Below are 19,799 nucleotides of genomic sequence, written 5' to 3'. Positions count from 1 at the left end.
CCCGGATCAGATCGCCGCCTTGCGGGTCAGATGGGTGAACGCCAGCCAGCCCGGCAGCACCGGCAGCCAGAACGTCATCAGCCGGAACAGCAGCACCGCCGACACCGCCGCGTTGTACGGCGCCCCGAACGCCGCCAGCGCCGCGCCCAGCGCGATCTCCACCGCGCCGATACCGCCCGGCGTCGGTGCCGCCGACCCCAGCGCGTTGCCCGCGAGGAAGACCACCGCCACCGTCGGATAGCTCAGCTCCACCCCGAACGCCTGCAACGAGGCGTCCAGGCACAGCACGAACGCCATCGTCATCAGCAGCATCCCGCCGATGCCGCTCAGCAGCTTCTTCGGCTGCTGCACCACATCCAGCATGCGCGGCACCACCCCGGCGAAGAGCGTCTGCACCCGCTCCGAGATGGCCCGGCGCAGCGCCGGCACGGCGGCGACGATCAGCGCCAGCACCGCCACCGTCAGCAGCCCGGCGATCACCGATCTGGTCGGCGACAGGCTCGGGGTGTGCTCGGTGCCGGTCAGATAGCCGAAGGTCAGCAGCAGGGTGATGTGGCTGCCGAGCCCGAACAGCTGCGAGGCGCCGACGCTGGCCACCGCGTGCCCCGGGCGCAGCCCCTGCCGTTGCAGATAGCGGGTGTTCAGCGCCACCCCGCCGATCGCCGCCGGGGCCACCAGCTTCACGAACGACCCCGCGACCTGCGCCAGTACGGTGCGCCGGAACGGCACCTTCTCGGGCACGAACCCCAGCAGGCTGACGGCGGCGGCGAAGTACGTCAGCGCCGAGAAGCCGGCCGCCGCGATCACCCACCACCAGTTGGCGTTGTTGATCGCCTGATCGAGTTTCAGCTCTGCCAGCTGGGTGATGAGGAAGTACCCGGCGAAGGCGGCGGCGATCAGCGAGACGAGGGTACGGGGCCGCACCCGCTCCATCCGGGCCGGCTCTATGGCGGCCTCGGGCCGTACCAGCAGCACCTCCTGCCGGATCAGCGACAGCAGGTCGGGCTCCTTGGCGTCCTCCAGGGCCTGCTCCATGACCTGTTTCTCGGCCTGCTTGGCGGCCTTCACGACCTTGCGGTCGGCGTCCTCCGGCAGCGCGCCGCGCGCCTCCCGGTAGGCCCGGGCGGCGTCCAGCACGGCCTGCCGCTCGCGCGCCGAACGCTCCTTGCCCAGGTGGCGCAGCGTCGTACGGGTGGAGCGGGACAGCGCGATCGGCTGGAGCATCGGGAGACTGTCGGCGACCGCGTCCGGGCCGAGTTCGGCGACGGCGCAGGCCACCGCCCGCTCGGCGCCGACGCGCAGGCCGAAGGTCGTCAGCAGTTGGGCGATGTCCATCCGCAGCGGGATGTCGCCGGCCGCGATCTCCCCGCCGCGCAGATTCGTCAGATAGACCTGCCCGGCCCGGTCCACCAGGAGGGAGTGGCTGTCCAGCCGGCGGTGCGCGATGCGCCGCGACTGGAGCGCCACGACCTGGCGCCAGGACGCCGCCATCAGATCGTCGGTGATCTCGTCCGCCGGGACGGACTCCAGCGAACGGCCGCCGATGTGCTCGTACACCAGCATCACGGCGTCCGGGCCCAGCTCGGAGGTGGCGATCAGCTTGGGGGCGTTGGCGCCGGCGGCGATCGCCGCGTAGGCGAGCAGCGCCTCCTGCTCCAGCGCCTGCCGCAGCGAGGGCAGGCTGCGGCGCTGGGTGATGCCGCGTACGGTGAGCCGGCGCCAGGCGCGGTAGAAGAAGCCCTCGGCCTGCTGGGCGCGGTCCACGACGGTGATGTCGAGTGGCGGGCCGCTCTCCAGGGTGACGAGATAGCGGCGGGTGAGCTGGCCCCGGGCGCCGTCCCCGTCCCCGTCGTCGCCCGCGCCGCCCTCGATGGTGCCGGAGCCGGGCGACGCCTCGGTGCGCAGCGCGCTGACCGGGCGGAAGCCGACGTTCCGCAGGCCGGCGAGGAGTTGCTGGCCGGTGGGGCGGACGTTCGGGGTGCCGACGGCGTAGAGCGTGCCGTACGCGATGGTCCAGCCGATGAGGACGGTGACCAGGATGGAGAAGAGCGTGGTGTAGCCGGCGACGAGGACCGACACCGCGTCCAGGACCAGCACCGCGCCCATGATCAGCCGCCAGCGGGGGCGGTGGGTCATGCCGACGGCCGTGGCGTAGGCGATGACGGGGGCGAGGTAGCCGTGTACGGGGTCGGTGAGGCCGGCCCCGGCGGGCGCGGCCCGGGTGAGGGCGTCCTGGATGGACTCGGGGGCGAGCCGGGCGACCCACAGGCTGAAGGACAGGGATACGCCGTGCGCCAGGACGGCGGCCAGGACGCCGTCCGCGATGCGCAGGCCGTCGCGGCGGATGAGGCGTTCGACGGCGAAGGCGATCGGGACGATGAGGACGGCGACGGAGGAGGCGAACCCGGCGAAGGAGATGAGGAGCGGCGGGGCGCCGACGGCGCTGTCGTTGATGTCCTTCTCGATGCCGGCGGTGGTGCCCACGGCGAAGGTCGCGGTGAGCAGGACGAGGGCGATGCCGAGCAGGCCGAGCAGGGAACGGATGAGGTCGCCGGGGCGGTGGACGCGGGCGGCGAGGATCGGTTCGTCGATCTCCAGGCGGTCGGCGAGGGGCGGTGCGGGCGCGGTGGGCGCGGGCGCGGAGGGTACGGGCGCGGAGGGTACGGGCGCGGAGGGTACGGGCGCGGTGGCCGGGTCGGCCTCGGCGGCGGGGAGCGGCTGGGCCGCCGGCCGGGCCCGGTGCGCCTCCGGGTGCGCCGCCCGCTCCCGCCCGGCCTCCCGCTCGGCCTCCTGCCGCCGCCGCTCCGAGTTCGCCCGCCGGGCCGCCTTGGCCCGCTTCCCGCTCTTCGGGGGCTGCCGCAGTACCGGCGGTGCCGGCGGCGTCGGTGACTGTCCGTTCATCCCGCTCATGGCGTCGTACGGCCCCTCCCCCTGGTCATGCTCCGGCGCCCGCTCCGACGGGAGCCGCTCCGCCTCTTCTTCGCCCCGTATCACTGGCCGTTTCCTCGGTCCTCGTCACTGTGACGATAGTGGCACGAGTGACGGTCGGCCGGGGACTGTCCGTGACATACGGCACCATGGGCGCCATGACCAGCAGCGCCCACAGGCTCCCGGACTATGCCGATCAGGTGCTCACCGCAGCCGAACGCGTCCCGCCCGGCCGGGTGCTGACGTACGGCGACATCGCCCAATCGCTCGGCAGCGGCGGCCCCCGCCAGGTCGGCCGCGCGATGGCGCTGTACGGCGGCGCCGCCCCGTGGTGGCGCGTGGTGCGCGCCGACGGCCGGCTGCTGCCCGGCCATGAACAGCGGGCGCTGGAGCACTACCGCGCCGAAGGCACCCCGCTGCGCCACGACGGCGCCGGCGTACCGCGCGTGGACATGGCCCGGGCCCGCTGGACGGCGGACCCCGGCCCGGAACCGTCCGGCGGCGATCCGGGAAAAACACGCTGAAGGCTGTAGTCGGAGGCGGCTCACAAGCACCAGCTTCCGTCATCCGGGCCGTCGACGGTATGCCGGGCGCCCTCCGTACGGGGGACCTCACCGACCGTACGGCCCCCCGCACCCCGGGGGCGCGCGCCGTCGCCGGCGCGGGGGTTCCGGTGCGCGCCGGACCCCATGGGGCGTAGCGTCTTCCCCAGCGCTCCGCCGCTCGATCCTTCCCCCAAGGGGACCCCCGCCGAGAATCTGCGATGCACGTGAGCCTTCCTGTCCCGTCCGCTTCGTCTGCTTCGTCCGCTGTGCCGTCGGCCCCCGGAGCGTACCGACTGGTGCGCGACCCGGTCCTGGCCACGCACCCCCCTGTGCTGGACGCAAGCCAGCGCGCGGTGGTTGAGCATCCCGGCGGTCCGCTTCTGGTTCTGGCCGGTCCCGGCACCGGGAAGACCACGACGCTGGTGGAGTCGGTCGCGGCCCGGGTCGCGGCGGGCACCGACCCCGAGCGGGTGCTGGTGCTCACCTTCAGCCGCAAGGCCGCCGCCGAACTGCGCGACCGGATGACGGCCCGGATGGGTGGCGGCGCGCCGCAGGCCACCACGTTCCACTCCTTCGCGTACGCGCTGGTGCGCGCGCACCAGGACCGCGAGCTGTACGCCGAGCCGCTGCGGCTGCTGTCCGGACCCGAGCAGGATGTGCTGCTGCGCGAGCTGCTGGCCGGGCAGCTGGAGCTGCCGCCGCGGGTGCCGTGGCCGGCCGAGCTGCGCGCGTGCCTGACCACGCGCGGTTTCGCGGACGAGCTGCGGGCCGTACTCGCCAGGTCGCGCGAGCTGGGGCTCGGCCCCGGCACGCTCGCCGACTTCGCGCGCCGCACCGAGCGGCCGGACTGGGAGGCGGCGGCGCACTTCCTGGCGGAGTATCTGGATGTCACCGAGGCGCAGGGGGTGCTGGACTACGCGGGTCTGGTGCGTGGCGCGGTGCGGCTGGCGGAGCGCCCCGATGTGGCGGCGCGGGTACGGGCCAGGTACGACGCGGTGTTCGTGGACGAGTACCAGGACACCGACCCGGCGCAGGCCGCGCTGCTGGGGGCGCTCGCGGGGGGCGGCAGCGGTCGGGACCTGGTGGTGTTCGGGGATCCGGATCAGTCGATCTACGCGTTCCGGGGCGCCGACGTGGGCGGCATCCTGGGCTTTCCGCACGCCTTCCCGACCGTGGCCGGGGAGCCGGCGCCGGTGGCCGTCCTCACCACCGGGCGGCGGGCGGCGGGCAAGGTGCAGGACGCCACCCGGCTGCTGACGGGGCGGATGCCGCTGGCCCGGCTGCCGGCCGAGGCGGTACGGCGGCACCGGGCGCTGACGGCGGTGCGCGAGGGCGGGGCGGTGGAGGTGTACACCTACCCGACGCCGGGCGCCGAGCTGGAGAACATCGCCGATCTGCTGCGCCGCGCGCATCTGGAGGACGGTCTGCCGTGGGGCGAGATGGCCGTGCTGGTACGCGCCGGGGGGCGCTCGCTGCCCGCCGTACGCCGGTCGCTCACCTCCGCAGGGGTGCCGCTTGAGGTGGACGGCGCCGATCTGCCGCTGCGCCAGGAGCCGGCCGTCGCCCCGCTGCTGACCGCGCTGCGGGCGGTCGCCGAGCCGGCCACGCGCTTCGACCCGGAGACGGCGGCGGAGCTGCTGACCTCGCCGCTGGGCGGCCTGGACGCCGCCGATCTGCGCCGGCTCGGCCGGGCGCTGCGGCACGAGGAGCGTACGGCGGGGGCCGCCGTACCGAGCCCGTCCGGGGAACTGCTGGCGCGGGCGCTGGCCGAACCGGAGCGGCTGGTCGCCCACGACCCGGCGTACGCGGGGGGCGCGCGGCAGCTTGGCATGCTGCTGCGGAAGACCCGCGAACTGCTGGCCGGCGGCGGCAGCCCCGAGGCGGCGCTGTGGGAGCTGTGGGACGGCACCAGCTGGCCCGAACGCCTGGAACGCGCCGCCCGGCGCGGCGGCGCGGCCGGCCGCAACGCCGACCGCGACCTGGACGCCATCTGCGCGCTGTTCGAGGCGGCGGCCCGCGCCGAGGAACGCGGCGGCGGACGCGGCGCGCTGATCTTCCTCGACGAACTGGACGCCCACGACATCGCCGCCGACACCCTCACCGCGCGGGCGGTACGGCCCGACGCCGTACGGCTGATGACCGCGCACCGGGCCAAGGGCCTCCAGTGGTCGCTGGTCGTGGTGGCCTCCGTGCAGGAAGGGCTGTGGCCGGACCTGCGGCGGCGCGGCTCGCTGCTGGAGGCCGACCGGATCGGCCGGGACGGGCTCGCCGAGCCGCTCACCCCGGGCGCGCTGCTGGCGGAGGAGCGGCGGCTGTTCTACGTGGCGGCCACCCGGGCCAGGGACCGGCTGGTGGTGACGGCGGTACGCGGCGCGGAGGACGGTGACCAGCCCTCGCGGTTCCTCACCGAACTGGGCGTCGAACCGGAGGAGGTCGCCGGCCGGCCGCGCCGCCCGCTGGCGCTGTCCGCGCTGATCGCCGAACTGCGGGCCCGCACCGTCGACCCGGAGGAGACGCCCGCGCTGCGCGAGGCGGCGGCCCGCCGGCTGGCGAAGCTGGCGGCGCTGCGCGACGACGACGGGCACGCGCTGGTGCCGGCCGCGCATCCGCAGCGCTGGTGGGGGCTGCGCGAGCAGACGGCGTCCGCCGCCCCGGTCCGCGACCCGGGGCAGCCGGTGGCACTGTCCGCGAGCGCGCTGGGCGAGCTGGTGAACTCGTGCGCGCTCAAGTGGTTCCTGGGCCGCGAGGTGCACGCGGACGCGCCGGCCACGGCGGCCCAGGGCTTCGGGAACGTGCTGCACGTGCTGGCCGACGAGGTCGCCTCCGGCACCACCCCGGCGGACCTGGCGGTGCTGATGGAACGGCTCGACGTGGTCTGGGACGGGCTCGCGTTCGAGGCGCCCTGGCAGTCCCGCAAGGAACGCGACGAGGCGCGGGCGGCGCTGGAACGCTTTCTGCGCTGGCACGTGCTCCAGGGCCGGTCCGGCTTCGAACCGGCCGCCTCCGAGGAGGACTTCGACGTCACGCTGGCCGCCGGGGAACACCGCATCCGGATCCGCGGCACCCTGGACCGGATCGAACGCGACGCGGACGGCCGCGCCTACGTCGTCGACTTCAAGACCGGCCGCGGCAAGCCGACCAAGGCGGAGGTGGAACGCCACCCGCAGCTGGCCGTGTACCAGCTGGCCGTCCGGCACGGCGACACCGAGACCGGCGGCGGTTCGCTGGTCCACCTGCGCCAGGGCGCCCCGAAGAAGGACGGCGGCGACGCCCTCCCGGCCGTCCAGAGACAGCCACCCCTGGAGGGCGACTGGATCGGCGACCTGCTCGCCACGGCCGCCGGCCGCGTCCTGGACGAACGCTTCACCCCCACCCCCGGACAGCAGTGCGGCACCTGCCACTTCCACGCCTCCTGCACCTCCCGCCCGGAAGGGCGCCAGGTGGTGGACTGATCCCGCCGCGCGTCAGCCTCGGTGGGTCATGATCACCCGATAGGGGGGAGTTCTGGCCATCGTGGTGGGGCAAGCGCCTTCTGCTACGACCGTGATGTCGGAAGAAAACATCGTGACGATGCCATCGCCGACAATCCCCATCCACTGCCCTGCAACAGCGTGGATCTTGTCGTGGAGGTCGTCTCCAGTGACAAGGACGTGGATCAGATCAAGAAGCTCTTGTGGTACGGCACCAGCAAGATCCCGCGTTATCTGATCGTCGATCCCAACATCGGTTTCCGCCAGTTGCACTCCCAGCCGTACGGCCAGGGCTATCGCACCCGCACCACCACAGAGTCCGGTCGGCCCATCGAACTGCCGAAGCCCTTCGGCTTCGCCCCCGACACCGCCAGGTTCAAGATCTACCCGCCGCGCCTTCCCACCCGGTAGGGGCGGCGGCGTGCGCTGTCGGTGGGCGCGGATAGCCTCTGTCCGGTGGCCGTACGTTTGACGCATCCCCGGGAGCTTTGCGAGCTGCTCGGGATTCCGTTCACCCCCGAGCAGTTGGCGTGCATCACCGCGCCGCCCGCGCCGCAGGCCATCGTGGCGGGGGCCGGGTCGGGGAAGACCACCGTCATGGCCGCCCGGGTGGTGTGGCTGACCGGCACCGGGCAGGTAGCCCCCGAGCGGGTGCTCGGGCTCACCTTCACCAACAAGGCCGCCGGTGAACTCGCCGAGCGGGTGCGCAAGGCGCTCGCCAAGGCCGGCATCACCGATCCCCGGGAAACCACCGACAGCGGAGAGCCGGGCGGCGAGCCGCAGATCTCCACGTACCACGCCTTCGCCGGCCGGCTCCTCAAGGAGCACGGGCTGCGGCTCGGCATCGAGCCCGCCTCCCGGCTGCTCGCCGACGCCGGGCGGTTCCAGCTCGCCGCCGAGGTGCTGCGCGCCGCGCCCGCCTCCTTCGAGGCGCCGGCCGCCTCCTTCACCACCCTCGTCACCGATCTCATCGCCCTCGACGGGGAACTGGCCGAGCATCTGGTGCCGCCCGAGCGGTTGCGGGACTTCGACCGGGCACTCCTCGCCGAACTCGATGCCACCGCGCTCACCAACAACGACCTGCGCCGCATCCGGGAGGCCGCCGACGGGCGCGGCCGGCTGCTCGACGTCGTGCGGGAGTACCGGGCCCGCAAACGCGCCCGCGACCTCATCGACTTCGGCGACCAGATCGCGCTGGCCGCCACCCTCGCCCGCGATGTCCCCGAGGCCGGCCGGGCGCTGCGCGAGGCGTACGGGGTGGTGCTCCTCGACGAGTACCAGGACACCTCCGTCGCCCAGCGCATCATGCTGGCCGGCCTGTTCGGCGGCGGGACGGCCCACCCCGTCACCGCTGTCGGCGACCCCTGCCAGGCCATCTACGGCTGGCGCGGCGCCTCCGTCGCCAACCTCGACGACTTCCCCGAGCACTTCCCCGGCCCCGACGGCACCCCCGCCCGCCGCCACTCCCTCAGCGAGAACCGGCGCAGCGGCGGCCGGCTGCTCCAGCTCGCCAACGACCTCGCCGCACCGCTGCGCGCCCTGCACCCCGCCGTCGCGCCGCTGCGCCCGGCGGAGGGCGCCGAGCAGGCCGGCCGGGTGCGCTGCGCCCTGCTGCCCACCCACGCCGACGAGCTGGAGTGGCTCGCCGACTCCCTCGCCCATCTCGTCCGCACCGGCACGGCCCCCGGCGAGATCGCCGTCCTGTGCCGTACCGCCACCGACTTCGCCGAGATCCAGCGGGTTCTGGTCGAACGCGACGTGCCGGTGGAGGTCGTCGGCCTCTCCGGGCTGCTGCACCTGCCCGAGATCGCCGACCTGGTGGCCGTCTGCGAGGTGCTGGCCGACCCCACCGCCAACGCCGCGCTGGTACGGCTGCTCACCGGCCCGCGCTGGCGGATCGGCCCGCGCGATCTGGCCCTGCTGGGGCGCCGCGCCCGGCTCCTGGTGCGGCGCGCCGCCCCCGGCACCGGCCAGGACACCGACCGGCTGGCGGCGGCCGTCGAGGGCACCGACCCCGCCGAGACCACCTCGCTCGCCGACGCCCTGGACACCTTCATCGGCGAGGGCACCGACCCCGACGAGGACCGGCTGCCGTTCTCCGCCGAGGCCCGGGTGCGGTTCGCGCACCTCGCCGCCGAGATCCGCGAACTGCGCCGCTCGCTGGCCGACCCGCTCATGGACGTACTGCACCGCGTGCTGGCCGTCACCGGCCTGGAGGTCGAACTCTCCGCCTCCCCGCAGGCGCTGGCCGCCCGCCGCCGCGAGACCCTGACCGCCTTCCTCGACCTGGCCGCCGCGTTCGCCGCCGGCCGCACCGGCGTGGCCGTCGACGGGGAGCGGCTGGGCGGCGGGCTCGCCGCGTTCCTCGCCTTCCTGCGCGCCGCCGACCGGTACGACAAGGGCCTGGACAGCTCGCTGCCCGGCGGCGGGAACACCGTCAAGGTGCTCACCGCGCACAAGGCGAAGGGCCTGGAGTGGGACGTGGTCGCCGTCCCCGGGCTGTGCGCGGGCGGCTTCCCCTCCGTACAGTCCCGCGACTCGTGGCTGCGGCAGCCGCGCGCCCTGCCGCACCCGCTGCGCGGCGACGCCGCCACGCTGCCCGCGATCGAGGAGTGGACGGCCGCCGCCTACAAGGAGTACGCCGGGCTGCTCGCCGAGCACCTGATGCACGAGGAACTGCGGCTCGGCTATGTCGCCTTCACCCGCCCCCGCAGCCTGCTGCTGGGCTCCGGGCACTGGTGGGGGCCCAGCCAGAAGAAGAGACGCGGCCCCTCCGGGTACCTGGAGGCACTGCGCGCGCACTGCGAACAGCACCCCGCGCACGGCGAGGTGGAGCACTGGGCGGACATCCCGGACGAGGACGAGGAGAACCCGGCGCTCGCCGAGCCCACCGAGGAACGCGCCTGGCCGCTGCCGCTGGAGCCGGTCGCGCTGGAACACCGCCGCGCCGCCGCCGACCGGGTGCTCGATCTGCTGCGCGAGGGTTTCCCGGAGCGTCCGGCCCCGCCGCCCCAGCTCACCCCGGAGGAGCGGCGCACCGTCGAGTCCTGGGACCGGGACCTGGACGCGCTGGCGGGCGAGCTGCGCCGGGCCAGGGAGGGCGTACGGGAGGTTCCGCTGCCGGTGTCGCTGTCCGCGACGCAGGTGCAGCGGCTGGCGTCCGACCCGGAGGGGTTCGCGCGCGAGCTGGCCCGCCCGATGCCGCGCCCGCCGCAGCCGGCCGCCCGCAGGGGCACCCGCTTCCACGCCTGGGTCGAGTCGCGGTTCGAGGAGCTGCCGCTGCCGATGCTGGGCCCGGACGAGCTGCCGGGCGGCGGGGAGAGGGCGGACCGGGCCGACGAGATCGCCGACGAGCGGGAGCTGGCGGCGCTGAAGGAGGCGTTCGGCCGGACCGCGTACGCGCGCCGCACTCCGTACCGGATCGAGGCGCCGTTCCAGCTGCGGCTGGCGGGCCGGGTGATCCGGGGCCGGATCGACGCGGTCTACCGCACCGATGACGCGGGCGGTGAGCGCTACGAGATCATCGACTGGAAGACGGCGCGGCGGCAGGACGCCGATCCGCTCCAGCTGGCGATCTACCGCCTGGCGTGGGCGGAGCGGCGCGGGCTGCCGCTGAGCAGGGTGACGGCGGCGTTCCTGTACGTACGCAGCGGGGAGGTGGTCCGGCCCAGCGTGCTGCCCGGGCGGGCGGGGCTGGAACGGCTGCTGCTGGGGGAGGAGTCCTGGGAGCCGAACGACCCCGGTTAGGCTTTCGAGTATGGCTAGCACCTCGGACAACGGCGTCCAGCCGATCGCGCTCACGGGCAACGGTGGCATTGACCGGGGCGGCGAGCACCGCCTCGACGAGGCTTGGCTGGGGGCGGCCTGGAGCCATCCCACCACCAGGGTGTTCGTGGTCTCCGGGGGGCAGGCGCTGATCGAGGAGACCGAGGACGGGCACACCGAGCTGGTGACGATGCCCTCGTTCGACGCTCCGTTCACCGAGGCGCACCGCTATTTCCTGGGCACGGACGCGGACGGGGTGCGGTATTTCGCGCTCCAGAAGGACGCGCTGCCGGGGCGGATGGACGCCGCCGCGCGGCCGGCGGGGCTGCGGGAGGCGGCGCCGCTGCTGTCGGAGCGGGACAACGAGCTGCTGGTGCACGCGGTGGCGCTGGAGAACTGGCAGCGTTCGCACCGCTTCTGCTCGCGTTGCGGGGAGCGCACGGTGATCGCGGCGGCCGGGCACATCCGGCGCTGCCCGGCGTGTGGCGCGGAGCACTATCCGCGCACCGATCCGGCGGTGATCATGCTGGTGACGGACGCGGACGACCGGGCGCTGCTGGGGCGGCAGCTGCACTGGCCGGAGGGCCGCTATTCGACGCTCGCCGGGTTCGTGGAGCCGGGCGAGTCGATCGAGCGGGCGGTGATCCGGGAGGTCGCGGAGGAGGCCGGGATCGTGGTGGGCGAGGTGGAGTACGTGGCCAGCCAGCCGTGGCCGTTCCCGTCCAGCCTGATGCTGGGGTTCATGGCGCGGGCGCTGACCTCGGCGGTGAAGGTGGACGGCGAGGAGATCGAGGAGGCCCGCTGGTTCTCGCGGGACGAGCTGCGGGCCGCGATCGAGGCCGGTGAGGTGCTGCCTCCGTCCGGGGTCTCCATCGCGGCCCGGCTGATCGAGCTGTGGTACGGCGAGCCGCTGGCCGAGCTGGGCTGATCGCTCGGGCCTGATCCGCAGGGGTCCGGCTGATCAGCCGGCGGTGGCGACCGGCACCAGGGCCTGCTTGACCTGGGCGAGGGACGGGTTGGTCATGGTGACCTCGGCGCCGCCGCCGGTCGGGGCGACGACGACGGTGGGGACCGTCTGGTTGCCGTTGTTGGCCTGCTCCACCAGGAGCGCGGCCTCGGGGTTCTCCTCGATGTTGATCTCGGTGTAGGCGATCCCCTCGCGGTCCAGCTGGCTCTTCAGCCGGCGGCAGTAGCCGCACCAGGTGGTGCTGTACATCGTCACGGTGCCCGGCATCGGGTGCTCCTCGGTGGTGTCAAAGGTCGATGGCGATCCTCATCATCGCTGAGAGGAGAACGCCCCGGCGGGGCGAGTCATTCCGGCGGGCCCGGCAGCCGCCCCGGTAGGACCGTACGACGGTATGCCCCTACCTGTGGACAAGCCGCCGCATCCCGGCGCCGGACCTGGCAGCATGACGGGCGTGACAGCAGCAACCCCGCCCCCAGGCTTCCCGACCGTTCCGGACTCCGCCGACGCCGTGCTCGACGGGCTCGACCCCGAACAGCGCACGGTGGCCACCACCTTGCACGGTCCGGTGTGCGTGCTCGCCGGAGCCGGCACCGGCAAGACCCGGGCGATCACCCACCGCATCGCCTACGGGGTGCGCTCGGGGATCTTCCAGCCGAGCACGGTGCTGGCCGTCACCTTCACCCACCGGGCGGCCGGCGAGATGCGCGGCCGGCTGCGCGGCCTGGGCGCGGGCGGGGTCCAGGCCCGTACGTTCCACTCCGCCGCGCTGCGCCAGCTCCAGTACTTCTGGCCCAAGGCGGTGGGCGGGGAGGTGCCCCGGCTGCTGGACCGCAAGGTCAAACTGGTCTCGGAGGCGGCCGGCCGCTGCCGGATCTCCCTCAACGGTCACGAACTGCGCGATGTCACCGGCGAGATCGAGTGGGCCAAGGTGACCCAGACCACCCCGGACGACTATCCGGCGGCGATCATCAAGGCCGGCAAGGACGCGCCGCGCGATCCGGCGCAGACCGGCCGCATCTACGCCACCTACGAACAGCTCAAGCAGGACCGTGGCGCCATCGACTTCGAGGACGTGCTGCTGCTCACCGTCGGCATCCTCCAGGACCGCGCCGACATCGCCGAGACCGTGCGCCGCCAGTACCAGCACTTCGTCGTCGACGAGTACCAGGACGTCAGCCCGCTCCAGCAGCGGCTGCTCCAGCTGTGGCTGGGCGACCGCGACAGCCTGTGTGTGGTCGGGGACGCCAGCCAGACGATCTACTCCTTCACCGGCGCCACCCCCGACCATCTGCTGAACTTCCGCGCCCAGCACCCCGACGCCACGGTGGTGAAGCTGGTGCGGGACTACCGCTCCACCCCCCAGGTGGTGCACCTGGCCAACGGGCTGCTCGACCAGGCGAAGGGGCGGGCCGCCGAATCCCGGCTCCAGCTGATCTCGCAACGCCCGGCCGGGCCGGAGCCCGAGTTCTCCGAGCACCCGGACGAGCCGGCCGAGGCCGCCGCCACCGCGCGCCGCATCCGGCAGCTGATGACGCCGGTCGAGCAGGGCGGGGGCGGCGTGCCCGCCAGCGAGATCGCGGTGCTCTACCGGGCGAACTCCCAGTCCGAGAGCTACGAGGCGGCGCTGGCCGAGGCCGGGGTGCCCTATCAGCTGAAGGGCGCCGAACGGTTCTTCGAACGGCCCGAGATCCGGCAGGCGGCCCTGGCGCTGCGCGGCGCGGCCCGGGCCGGGCGCGGCAACGACGAGGCGCTGACCGGCGCGGACGGGCTGGCCGCCGAGGTCGGCGCGGTGCTGGCCACCACCGGCTGGACCCCGGAGCCGCCGGCCGGCTCCGGCGCGGCCCGGGACCGCTGGGAGTCGGTGGCCGCCCTGGTGCGGCTGGCCGAGGACTTCCAGCGGGCCACCCCGGGCGCCTCGCTGGCGGGGTTCGTCGGCGAGCTGGACGAGCGGGCCAACGCCCAGCACGCCCCGACCGTCGAGGGGGTGACCCTGACCTCCCTGCACACCGCCAAGGGCCTGGAGTGGGACGCGGTGTTCCTGGTCGGGCTCACCGACGGCATGCTGCCGATCACGCACGCCAAGACGCCGGAGCAGATCGAGGAGGAGCGGCGGCTGCTGTATGTGGGGGTGACCCGGGCCCGGCTGCATCTGACGCTGTCGTGGTCGCTGGCCCGCGCGCCGGGCGGCCGGGCCTCCCGGCGGCCCAGCCGGTTCCTGGACGGGCTGCGGCCCGGCTCTGGGGCGCCGGGCGCCCGCCGCTCCGGCGCGGCCGGGGGTGTCGAGGGCGGCGGCGAGGGCGGCCGGCGGCGCAAGCCGCGCGGCCCGGTGCCCTGCCGGGTGTGCGGGCGGACGCTGACCGAGGCGGCCGAGATGAAGCTGCGCCGCTGCGTGGACTGCCCGTCCACGATGGACGAGGGCCTGTACGAGCGGCTGCGCGAGTGGCGCCTTGAGCAGGCGAAGGAGCTGGGCCGCCCGGCGTACGCGGTGTTCACCGATGTCACCCTCATGGCGATCGCCGAGTCGGTGCCCGGCAGCCGGGCCGAGTTGTCGCGGATCTCGGGTGTCGGAGCCCACAAACTGGACCAGTTCGGCCCCGATGTGCTGGCCTTGTGCGCAGGTCAGGAGCTTCCGGAGCGGGAGCCGGAGGCATCGGGCGGGGACGCGGATCACCCCGTCGGGGAATCCTCGGGAAAATAGTTTGCGCGGCCCCGAGCGATACGCATAGCGTGCTGCACACGGCGTCGAGGGAGGCTTCCGCTTCCGGACGAGCCGTGCTGTACTGAGTTGTACCGATTCCGTATGCCTCGGGTCAGGATGAGATTCCTGTCCCGCCGAGACTCCTCAAGGGAGGCGATTCCAGTGGCGAGCATCACTCTGACGAAACTGTCCGGGCTGTCCGGCCATGACGTCGTCTCCTCCTGCCTGCCCGGCAGCTCGCGGCTGTCCCTCGCCACCGGTGTCTTCGGCGGCGAAGCCGCGCGTGAGGTGCGCATTGAGCGCGTCGATCGCGCCGAGCGACCGATCCAGGCGCCCGCGGTAGCAGCAGCACCGGCAGTGGCACAGGCATCGGACGCCTATGCCGCAGCAGCGGTCGCAGCAGCAGCCAACGGCGCCGGCGCAGCGGCAGTGGCAGCGAATCAGCTGTTCGGACAGCAGAAGACCCAGCTCCACACGATGTGGGCCCTCCGCGGGCTCAAACCCTGGACTGACCCAGCCTGATCGGCACAGATCAGGTCGGCACCTTCCAGGGCCGCGGAACCCACACCGGGATCCGCGGCCCTTCTGTTTTGCCCACGACAACAGAAAAGAACGAGGACATGACCGTGCCCATCGCGCCGTCCGCCCGACCTGACCTGAACTCACCACCCGATCCGGAGACTTCTGTGACCCCGCTGTACACCCTCAACGAACTCGACGAGGCCATCGAGCGGCTCGACGCCACCGTGCCGTGCCGTTCCTACGACCCCGAAGTGTTCTTCGCCGAGTCCCCCGAGGACGTCGAGTACGCCAAGTCCCTGTGCGGCGCCTGTCCGCTGCGCGAGGCGTGCCTGGCCGGTGCCAAGGAGCGGCGTGAGCCGTGGGGAGTCTGGGGCGGTGAGCTCTTCGTCCAGGGCGTGGTCGTGCCCCGGAAGCGGCCCCGTGGTCGCCCGCGCAAGAACCCGGTCCTGGCCTCATGAACATCAACGGCACCATCGGACGCCCGGCCGCCCACGGCCCCCAGCGGATCGAACGCATCCGCCCACTGACCAGAACCACCGCAGATCTGGCCGCGATTGCCGCAGGCCAGGACCAGAACAGGATCACTGAGTTGCATCTCATCCCAGAAGCGCTGGCCCGCTCCCATATGAGCGAACGCGTGCGCGAAGCCGAGTCTCAACGCATGGCGCGGCAGGTGGCGATCGCCGACCGGCTGCATCGCAAGTCCCGCCGCCTCCAGGCCCGGGCCGAACGGGCCTCCAACCGGGCCCGCCGGGCCCTGGCCCAAGCGGTCCTGCTCCACCGCTGACGACCGACCCCACCCGACCCAACCCGACCCGAAGCCCCCGCCCCGGCGGGGGCTTCCGCGTTTCCGCCGCACTCGGCCGAGCCCGAGGAGGATGGGCTGCGCCGGTGGGGATCGGAGGCGGCCGACGCCGGGTGGATGGCGGGGCGCCGGGGTCGCGCCCCCGGCCCGGCACGCGCACACCGGGCACCGGCCGGCCGGACTCCGGCCGTGCGCTCCGGGGCTCCGGCCGCGTGGCCGCCGCGCGGCGGGCGAGAACCCGTCCGGTGGGTCTCTGCCCGTGGTCGGGGGCTTCGTCCCGGGGCGGAACGCGCCCCGGGAGCCTGCCGGGCGTTCGCCGGCGCGGTGGCGGGCTTCGCTCTCCCACCGTGCCGGCGGGGCCGACCGGCCGTGTGGTGTCGGCCGCCGATGGCGGGGTCCGCCGGGGAGCCCAGGGTGTGGGCAGTGGGGGTTCGTCGGGCCGGGGGTCGGGGTGCCGCCCGTGGTGGGCTCCGGGCCACGGTGCCGGACTGCCGTCCGTGGTGCCGGTTCGCGCCCGGTCGGTTGCCGCGGTTGGGGCGCCGGTCTCGCCGTTGCGGGTCATGGTCGGCGGCTTGCCGTGCTGGTGGCTTGTTGGTGTGCTGGGCGGGCCTTCTCGGCGGTCCCGGTCCCGGGGCGGGTGCCGGCTGTTGGTCCTGGGGCGGTGGCTGTGGTGCGGGCGGCTGCTCCGCAGGGGCAGTCGGGGTGGGGTGGGTGGGTGGTGGTGGTGAAGTTCAGGTCGGGCAGGGAGAGTTCCGTGCGGGTGCTCAGCGGGGGCGGGGGCGTGCCGTCCAGGAAGGACAGGGCGGTGGCCGCCGTCAGGCCGGCGATGGTCTGGGCCAGCGCGGCATCGCAGGACGGGGTGGCGCGGGAGCGGGAGTTGCGCCATTGGGCCACCAGGAGCGGCCAGCCCGGTTCGTCCCGGGCGCGGGTGTGCAGCAGGCACTCCGCGCATCCCGTGTGCCCCGGCCGCACCAGTGGCCCGACGAAGCCGGTGGCCTCCACCACCCCCGCGTACAGATGGGGGGTGCCCGCCGCGACCAGCGCGGTGGTGGTCGCCGGGTCGGGGGCGTAGGCCGTGATGCCGTCCCGTGGGGCGAGCACCACCAGGTGCGGGCCGCCCGGCCGTTCCGCCGGTGGTGGCGGGCCGCCGTCCCGCTGCCAGGGGATCGCCGTGCTCACCGCCGAGGCCGCCGCCACGGCGCGGCGTTGGCCCTGCTGGTCGGCGCGCACCCCACCCGGCGCGGTGTCGGCGGGCGCCACCCGGCCGCCGTCGATCACCTCCACCCGGCCCACGCCCGCCTGGGCGAGGGTGGCCGCCACCGCCGCGCCGACCCGGCCGGCGCCGCGGACCCGCACCCAGGCCCGGCGGCGTTCCAGCAGTCGGCGCAGCCCCCGGCCGGGTTCGCGGTGCACCAAGGAGAGTGAGGCCAGATCGGGCCGGGCGGCCTCGGTGATCCGGGCGGCGGCCTCCCGTTCGGCGTCCGCGTCGTCGAGGACCCCCAGGTCGGTGAGCCGGTGGGCGATCCGGTCGGCGGCGGCCCGGCCAAGGCCCAGCGCCGCCGCCGCGTCCCGCAGTGCCGGCAGCCCCCTCGTGCCGTCCAGCAGGGTCAGAAAGCTCTGGGTGGCCGTATCCATCGGCCCCAGCAGCACCGCGTGCGCCGGGGTCACCCCGAAGCGCAGTGTGCGTCCGTCCCGCCAGCCACGGCGCAGGGCCGGCTTGATCATCGGATGCATCGGTCATCCCCCACATTTCCACTCGCTCGTCGCGGTCGATCCATTACACAGCGTGCCCGATCACCCTCCGTCATCGCGGAAAGTTATCCACAATCAGTGGATATGGTCTGACAAGCGGAACGGTTTGATGTTGCTTATCCGCTCCGGAGCCGCCAGGCGGGACATATCCGGCTGTCAGCGGGTAACGTCGAAGTGTGACCGCCGATCCGCTGAACAGCAGCGCCGGCCCGCCGCGGCACGGCCCCCCGGTGGACCGGGCGGTCGAGGTGCGCCGTTCCACCCGCCGCCGGCGTACGGTCTCCGCCTACCGTGAAGGCGACCGCACCGTCGTCCTCATCCCCGCCCGGATGTCGGCGGACGAGGAACGGCGCTGGGTCTCCGTCATGCTGGAGAAGCTCGCCGCCCAGGAAGACCGCCGCATCCTCGACGACGACGCGCTCGGGCAGCGCGCCGCCGAGCTCTCCGCCCGCTATCTGCGCGGCCGGGCCCGCCCCGACAGCGTCCGCTGGGTGACCAACCAGAACTCCCGCTGGGGCTCCTGCACCCCCGCCATGGGCAGCATCCGGCTCTCCCACCGGCTCCAGGGCATGCCCGAGTACGTCATCGACTACGTCCTCCTCCACGAGCTCGCCCATCTGCTGGTGCCCGGCCACGGCGACGGCTTCTGGCAACTGCTCGACGCCTACCCCCGCACCGAGCGGGCCCGCGGCTTCCTGGAGGGCGTGGTGGCCGCCGAGCGGCTGCCGTACATCCCCTGCGGTTCGCCCGACTGACCGGCCGCTCGGCAACCCCCTGTCGGTGCCAAGGACTAGGCTGACCCGCGGAGTTCATTCGGATCGGGGCGGGGGACGGTCGGTTACGCATGGTCAGGCAATTCCAACGCGGCCAGAAGGCCCGGCTCAGTGATCTCACGCTGGGAACGGACCTGTACGTCGGCGTCCAGATCTCCGGCCCGGGGATGACCTTCGACATCAGCTGCTTCGGCCTCGACGCGGACGAACGCCTCACCGACGACCGGTACTTCATCTTCTACAACCAGCACACCTCGCCCGAGGAATCGCTGCGACTGCTGGGCCCGCAGGCCGGTGACACCGAATCCTTCCGCGTCACCCTGGACCGGGTGCCCGCCGCCATCGACCGGCTCGCCTTCACCGCCACCATCGACGGCGACGGCACGATGGCCCAGACCGGGCCCGGCTGGCTGCGCATCGTGGCGGGCGGCGAGGAGGTCGTCAGGTACGCGTTCGAGGGCTCGGAGTTCACCACCGAGCGCGCCGTGATGCTGGGCGACTTCTACCGCAAGGATGGCTGGCGCTTCGCGGCGGTCGGGCAGGGCTTCGACGGCGGACTCGAAGCGCTGCTCACGCACTTCGGCGGTGAGGTCGAGGAGAAGCAGGCGGCGGAGGAGCAGGACGAGGCGCCGGCGGCGGCCCCCGTCGTGCCCGGCTTCGCCCCGCCCCCTGGCCCGGGCCCGGCGCCCGCGCCGGTCGCGCCCCCGCCCGTACCGGCCCCGGACCCCGCGCCGGCACCTGCCGCACCGCCCGCACCTGCACCCGTACCCATACCCGCACCTGCCGCGCCGCCCGCGCCCGTGGCACCGCCCGCGCCCGTACCCACCGGGCCGCCCGTCGGGTTCGGACAGGCACCGGCCCAGCCGCAGCCCCCGGCGCCGCTGCCCGCACCGCCCTCCGGCGGAATACGGACCGCCCTGGACGCGTACGGCGCGCTCGGCACCGAAGCCGGCCGCTGGAGCCTCCAGAACCCCCAGCTCGTCCGCATCGACCTCGCCGCCGACAGCGGCCGGCCCGTCATGGCCCGGCTCGGCTCCATGGTGCTCTACCAGGGCGACGTCGACTTCGCCTACAAGGGCAGCGGCCTCAAGCGCCGCCTCGTCAGCGGCATGACCGGCGAGGGCTTCGGCTCCCTCATGCGCGTCACCGGCACCGGCCAGGTCTACCTCGCCGAGGAAGCCACCCGGCTGCACCCCGTCGAACTCCAGGGCGACGCCCTGTGCGTGGCCTCCCAGCACGTGCTCGCCTTCGACGAATCCCTCGATCACGAGGTACGCCGCATCGACGGCCACGGCATCCCCGGCGGCTCGCTCTACGCCCTCCAGTTCCACGGCCACGGCACCGTCGTCATCACCACCCGTGGCGAACCCCTCGTCCTCCCCGTCACCCCCATGACCTTCACCGACGCCAACGCCACCGTCGCCTGGTCCGCCGCCGCCCAGGTACTGGTCGCCCATCAGGTACGACTGCGCCGCCACGCCTACCCCGGGGACAGCGGGGAGACCACCCAGCTCCAGTTCCGGGGCGCCCCCGGGAACTTTGTGATCGTCCAGCCGTTCGAGATCTGACGGAGC

At 74.0% G+C, this 19,799-nt stretch carries 14 protein-coding genes; 11 read left to right on the top strand and 3 right to left on the bottom strand.

All coding sequences use genetic code 11. From position 1 onward, the window contains the following. Window positions 1-6 precede the first annotated feature (6 nt). On the bottom strand, window positions 7-2,901 hold the full coding sequence (locus AC5WRL_RS11225) for a lysylphosphatidylglycerol synthase transmembrane domain-containing protein (RefSeq protein WP_496088453.1): 2,895 nt from the start codon (window positions 2,899-2,901) through the stop codon (window positions 7-9). A gap of 185 nt (window positions 2,902-3,086) precedes the next feature. On the opposite strand from AC5WRL_RS11225, the gene AC5WRL_RS11220 reads away from it, so the two are divergent. The 5 genes from AC5WRL_RS11220 (at window position 3,087) to nudC (ending at window position 11,636) form a co-directional block, all read left to right on the top strand. Then, window positions 3,087-3,452, top strand: coding sequence for an MGMT family protein (locus AC5WRL_RS11220; RefSeq protein WP_496088262.1), 366 nt, complete (start codon window positions 3,087-3,089; stop codon window positions 3,450-3,452). Between the two features lie 239 nt (window positions 3,453-3,691). Continuing rightward, window positions 3,692-6,925, top strand: a complete 3,234-nt coding sequence (locus AC5WRL_RS11215) for an ATP-dependent helicase (protein ID WP_496088261.1) — start codon at window positions 3,692-3,694, stop codon at window positions 6,923-6,925. 159 nt (window positions 6,926-7,084) lie between these two features. Beyond that, window positions 7,085-7,354 (top strand): Uma2 family endonuclease, encoded by a 270-nt coding sequence (locus AC5WRL_RS11210; protein ID WP_496088260.1) that lies wholly within the window; start codon window positions 7,085-7,087, stop codon window positions 7,352-7,354. A gap of 45 nt (window positions 7,355-7,399) precedes the next feature. Beyond that, a complete protein-coding gene (locus tag AC5WRL_RS11205; protein WP_496088259.1) occupies window positions 7,400-10,690 on the top strand; it encodes an ATP-dependent helicase in 3,291 nt (1,096 codons plus the stop codon). Between the two features lie 10 nt (window positions 10,691-10,700). Beyond that, window positions 10,701-11,636 carry an NAD(+) diphosphatase gene (gene nudC, locus AC5WRL_RS11200; RefSeq protein ID WP_496088258.1) on the top strand — a complete coding sequence of 312 codons (936 nt, stop codon included), beginning with the start codon at window positions 10,701-10,703 and terminating at the stop codon, window positions 11,634-11,636. A 33-nt stretch (window positions 11,637-11,669) separates the two neighbouring features. Here nudC and AC5WRL_RS11195 read toward each other — a convergent pair whose 3' ends face one another. Next, window positions 11,670-11,942, bottom strand: a complete 273-nt coding sequence (locus AC5WRL_RS11195; RefSeq protein WP_496088257.1) for a mycoredoxin — start codon at window positions 11,940-11,942, stop codon at window positions 11,670-11,672. Between the two features lie 175 nt (window positions 11,943-12,117). Here AC5WRL_RS11195 and AC5WRL_RS11190 point away from each other — a divergent pair, with 175 nt between their 5' ends. The 4 genes from AC5WRL_RS11190 (at window position 12,118) to AC5WRL_RS11175 (ending at window position 15,682) form a co-directional block, all read left to right on the top strand. Continuing rightward, entirely contained in the window at window positions 12,118-14,373 is a 2,256-nt protein-coding gene (locus AC5WRL_RS11190) for an ATP-dependent DNA helicase UvrD2 (protein WP_496088256.1), read from the top strand. A 162-nt stretch (window positions 14,374-14,535) separates the two neighbouring features. Further along, window positions 14,536-14,895 (top strand): hypothetical protein, encoded by a 360-nt coding sequence (locus AC5WRL_RS11185; RefSeq protein ID WP_496088255.1) that lies wholly within the window; start codon window positions 14,536-14,538, stop codon window positions 14,893-14,895. 98 nt (window positions 14,896-14,993) lie between these two features. Continuing rightward, complete coding sequence (locus AC5WRL_RS11180) at window positions 14,994-15,353, top strand: WhiB family transcriptional regulator (protein WP_496088254.1); 360 nt, start codon at window positions 14,994-14,996, stop codon at window positions 15,351-15,353. Next, a complete protein-coding gene (locus AC5WRL_RS11175; protein ID WP_496088253.1) occupies window positions 15,350-15,682 on the top strand; it encodes a putative WhiB-interacting protein in 333 nt (110 codons plus the stop codon). The genes AC5WRL_RS11180 and AC5WRL_RS11175 overlap by 4 nt, the downstream gene beginning before the upstream one ends. Before the next feature lie 576 nt (window positions 15,683-16,258). On the opposite strand, the gene AC5WRL_RS11170 is transcribed toward AC5WRL_RS11175, so the two are convergent. Beyond that, the gene (locus tag AC5WRL_RS11170; protein ID WP_496088252.1) at window positions 16,259-17,434 is read right to left on the bottom strand and encodes a TOMM precursor leader peptide-binding protein; all 1,176 of its coding nucleotides are present in this window, start codon (window positions 17,432-17,434) and stop codon (window positions 16,259-16,261) included. A 194-nt stretch (window positions 17,435-17,628) separates the two neighbouring features. Here AC5WRL_RS11170 and AC5WRL_RS11165 point away from each other — a divergent pair, with 194 nt between their 5' ends. Beyond that, complete coding sequence (locus AC5WRL_RS11165) at window positions 17,629-18,207, top strand: M48 metallopeptidase family protein (RefSeq protein WP_496088251.1); 579 nt, start codon at window positions 17,629-17,631, stop codon at window positions 18,205-18,207. Between the two features lie 89 nt (window positions 18,208-18,296). Beyond that, window positions 18,297-19,793 carry a TerD family protein gene (locus AC5WRL_RS11160; protein ID WP_496088250.1) on the top strand — a complete coding sequence of 499 codons (1,497 nt, stop codon included), beginning with the start codon at window positions 18,297-18,299 and terminating at the stop codon, window positions 19,791-19,793. Window positions 19,794-19,799 lie beyond the last annotated feature (6 nt).

The organism is Streptomyces sp. NTD107, from assembly GCF_059510435.1.
The sequence above is the reverse complement of the archived record's forward strand: the minus strand, read 5'-3'. Positions and strand labels throughout refer to the sequence as shown.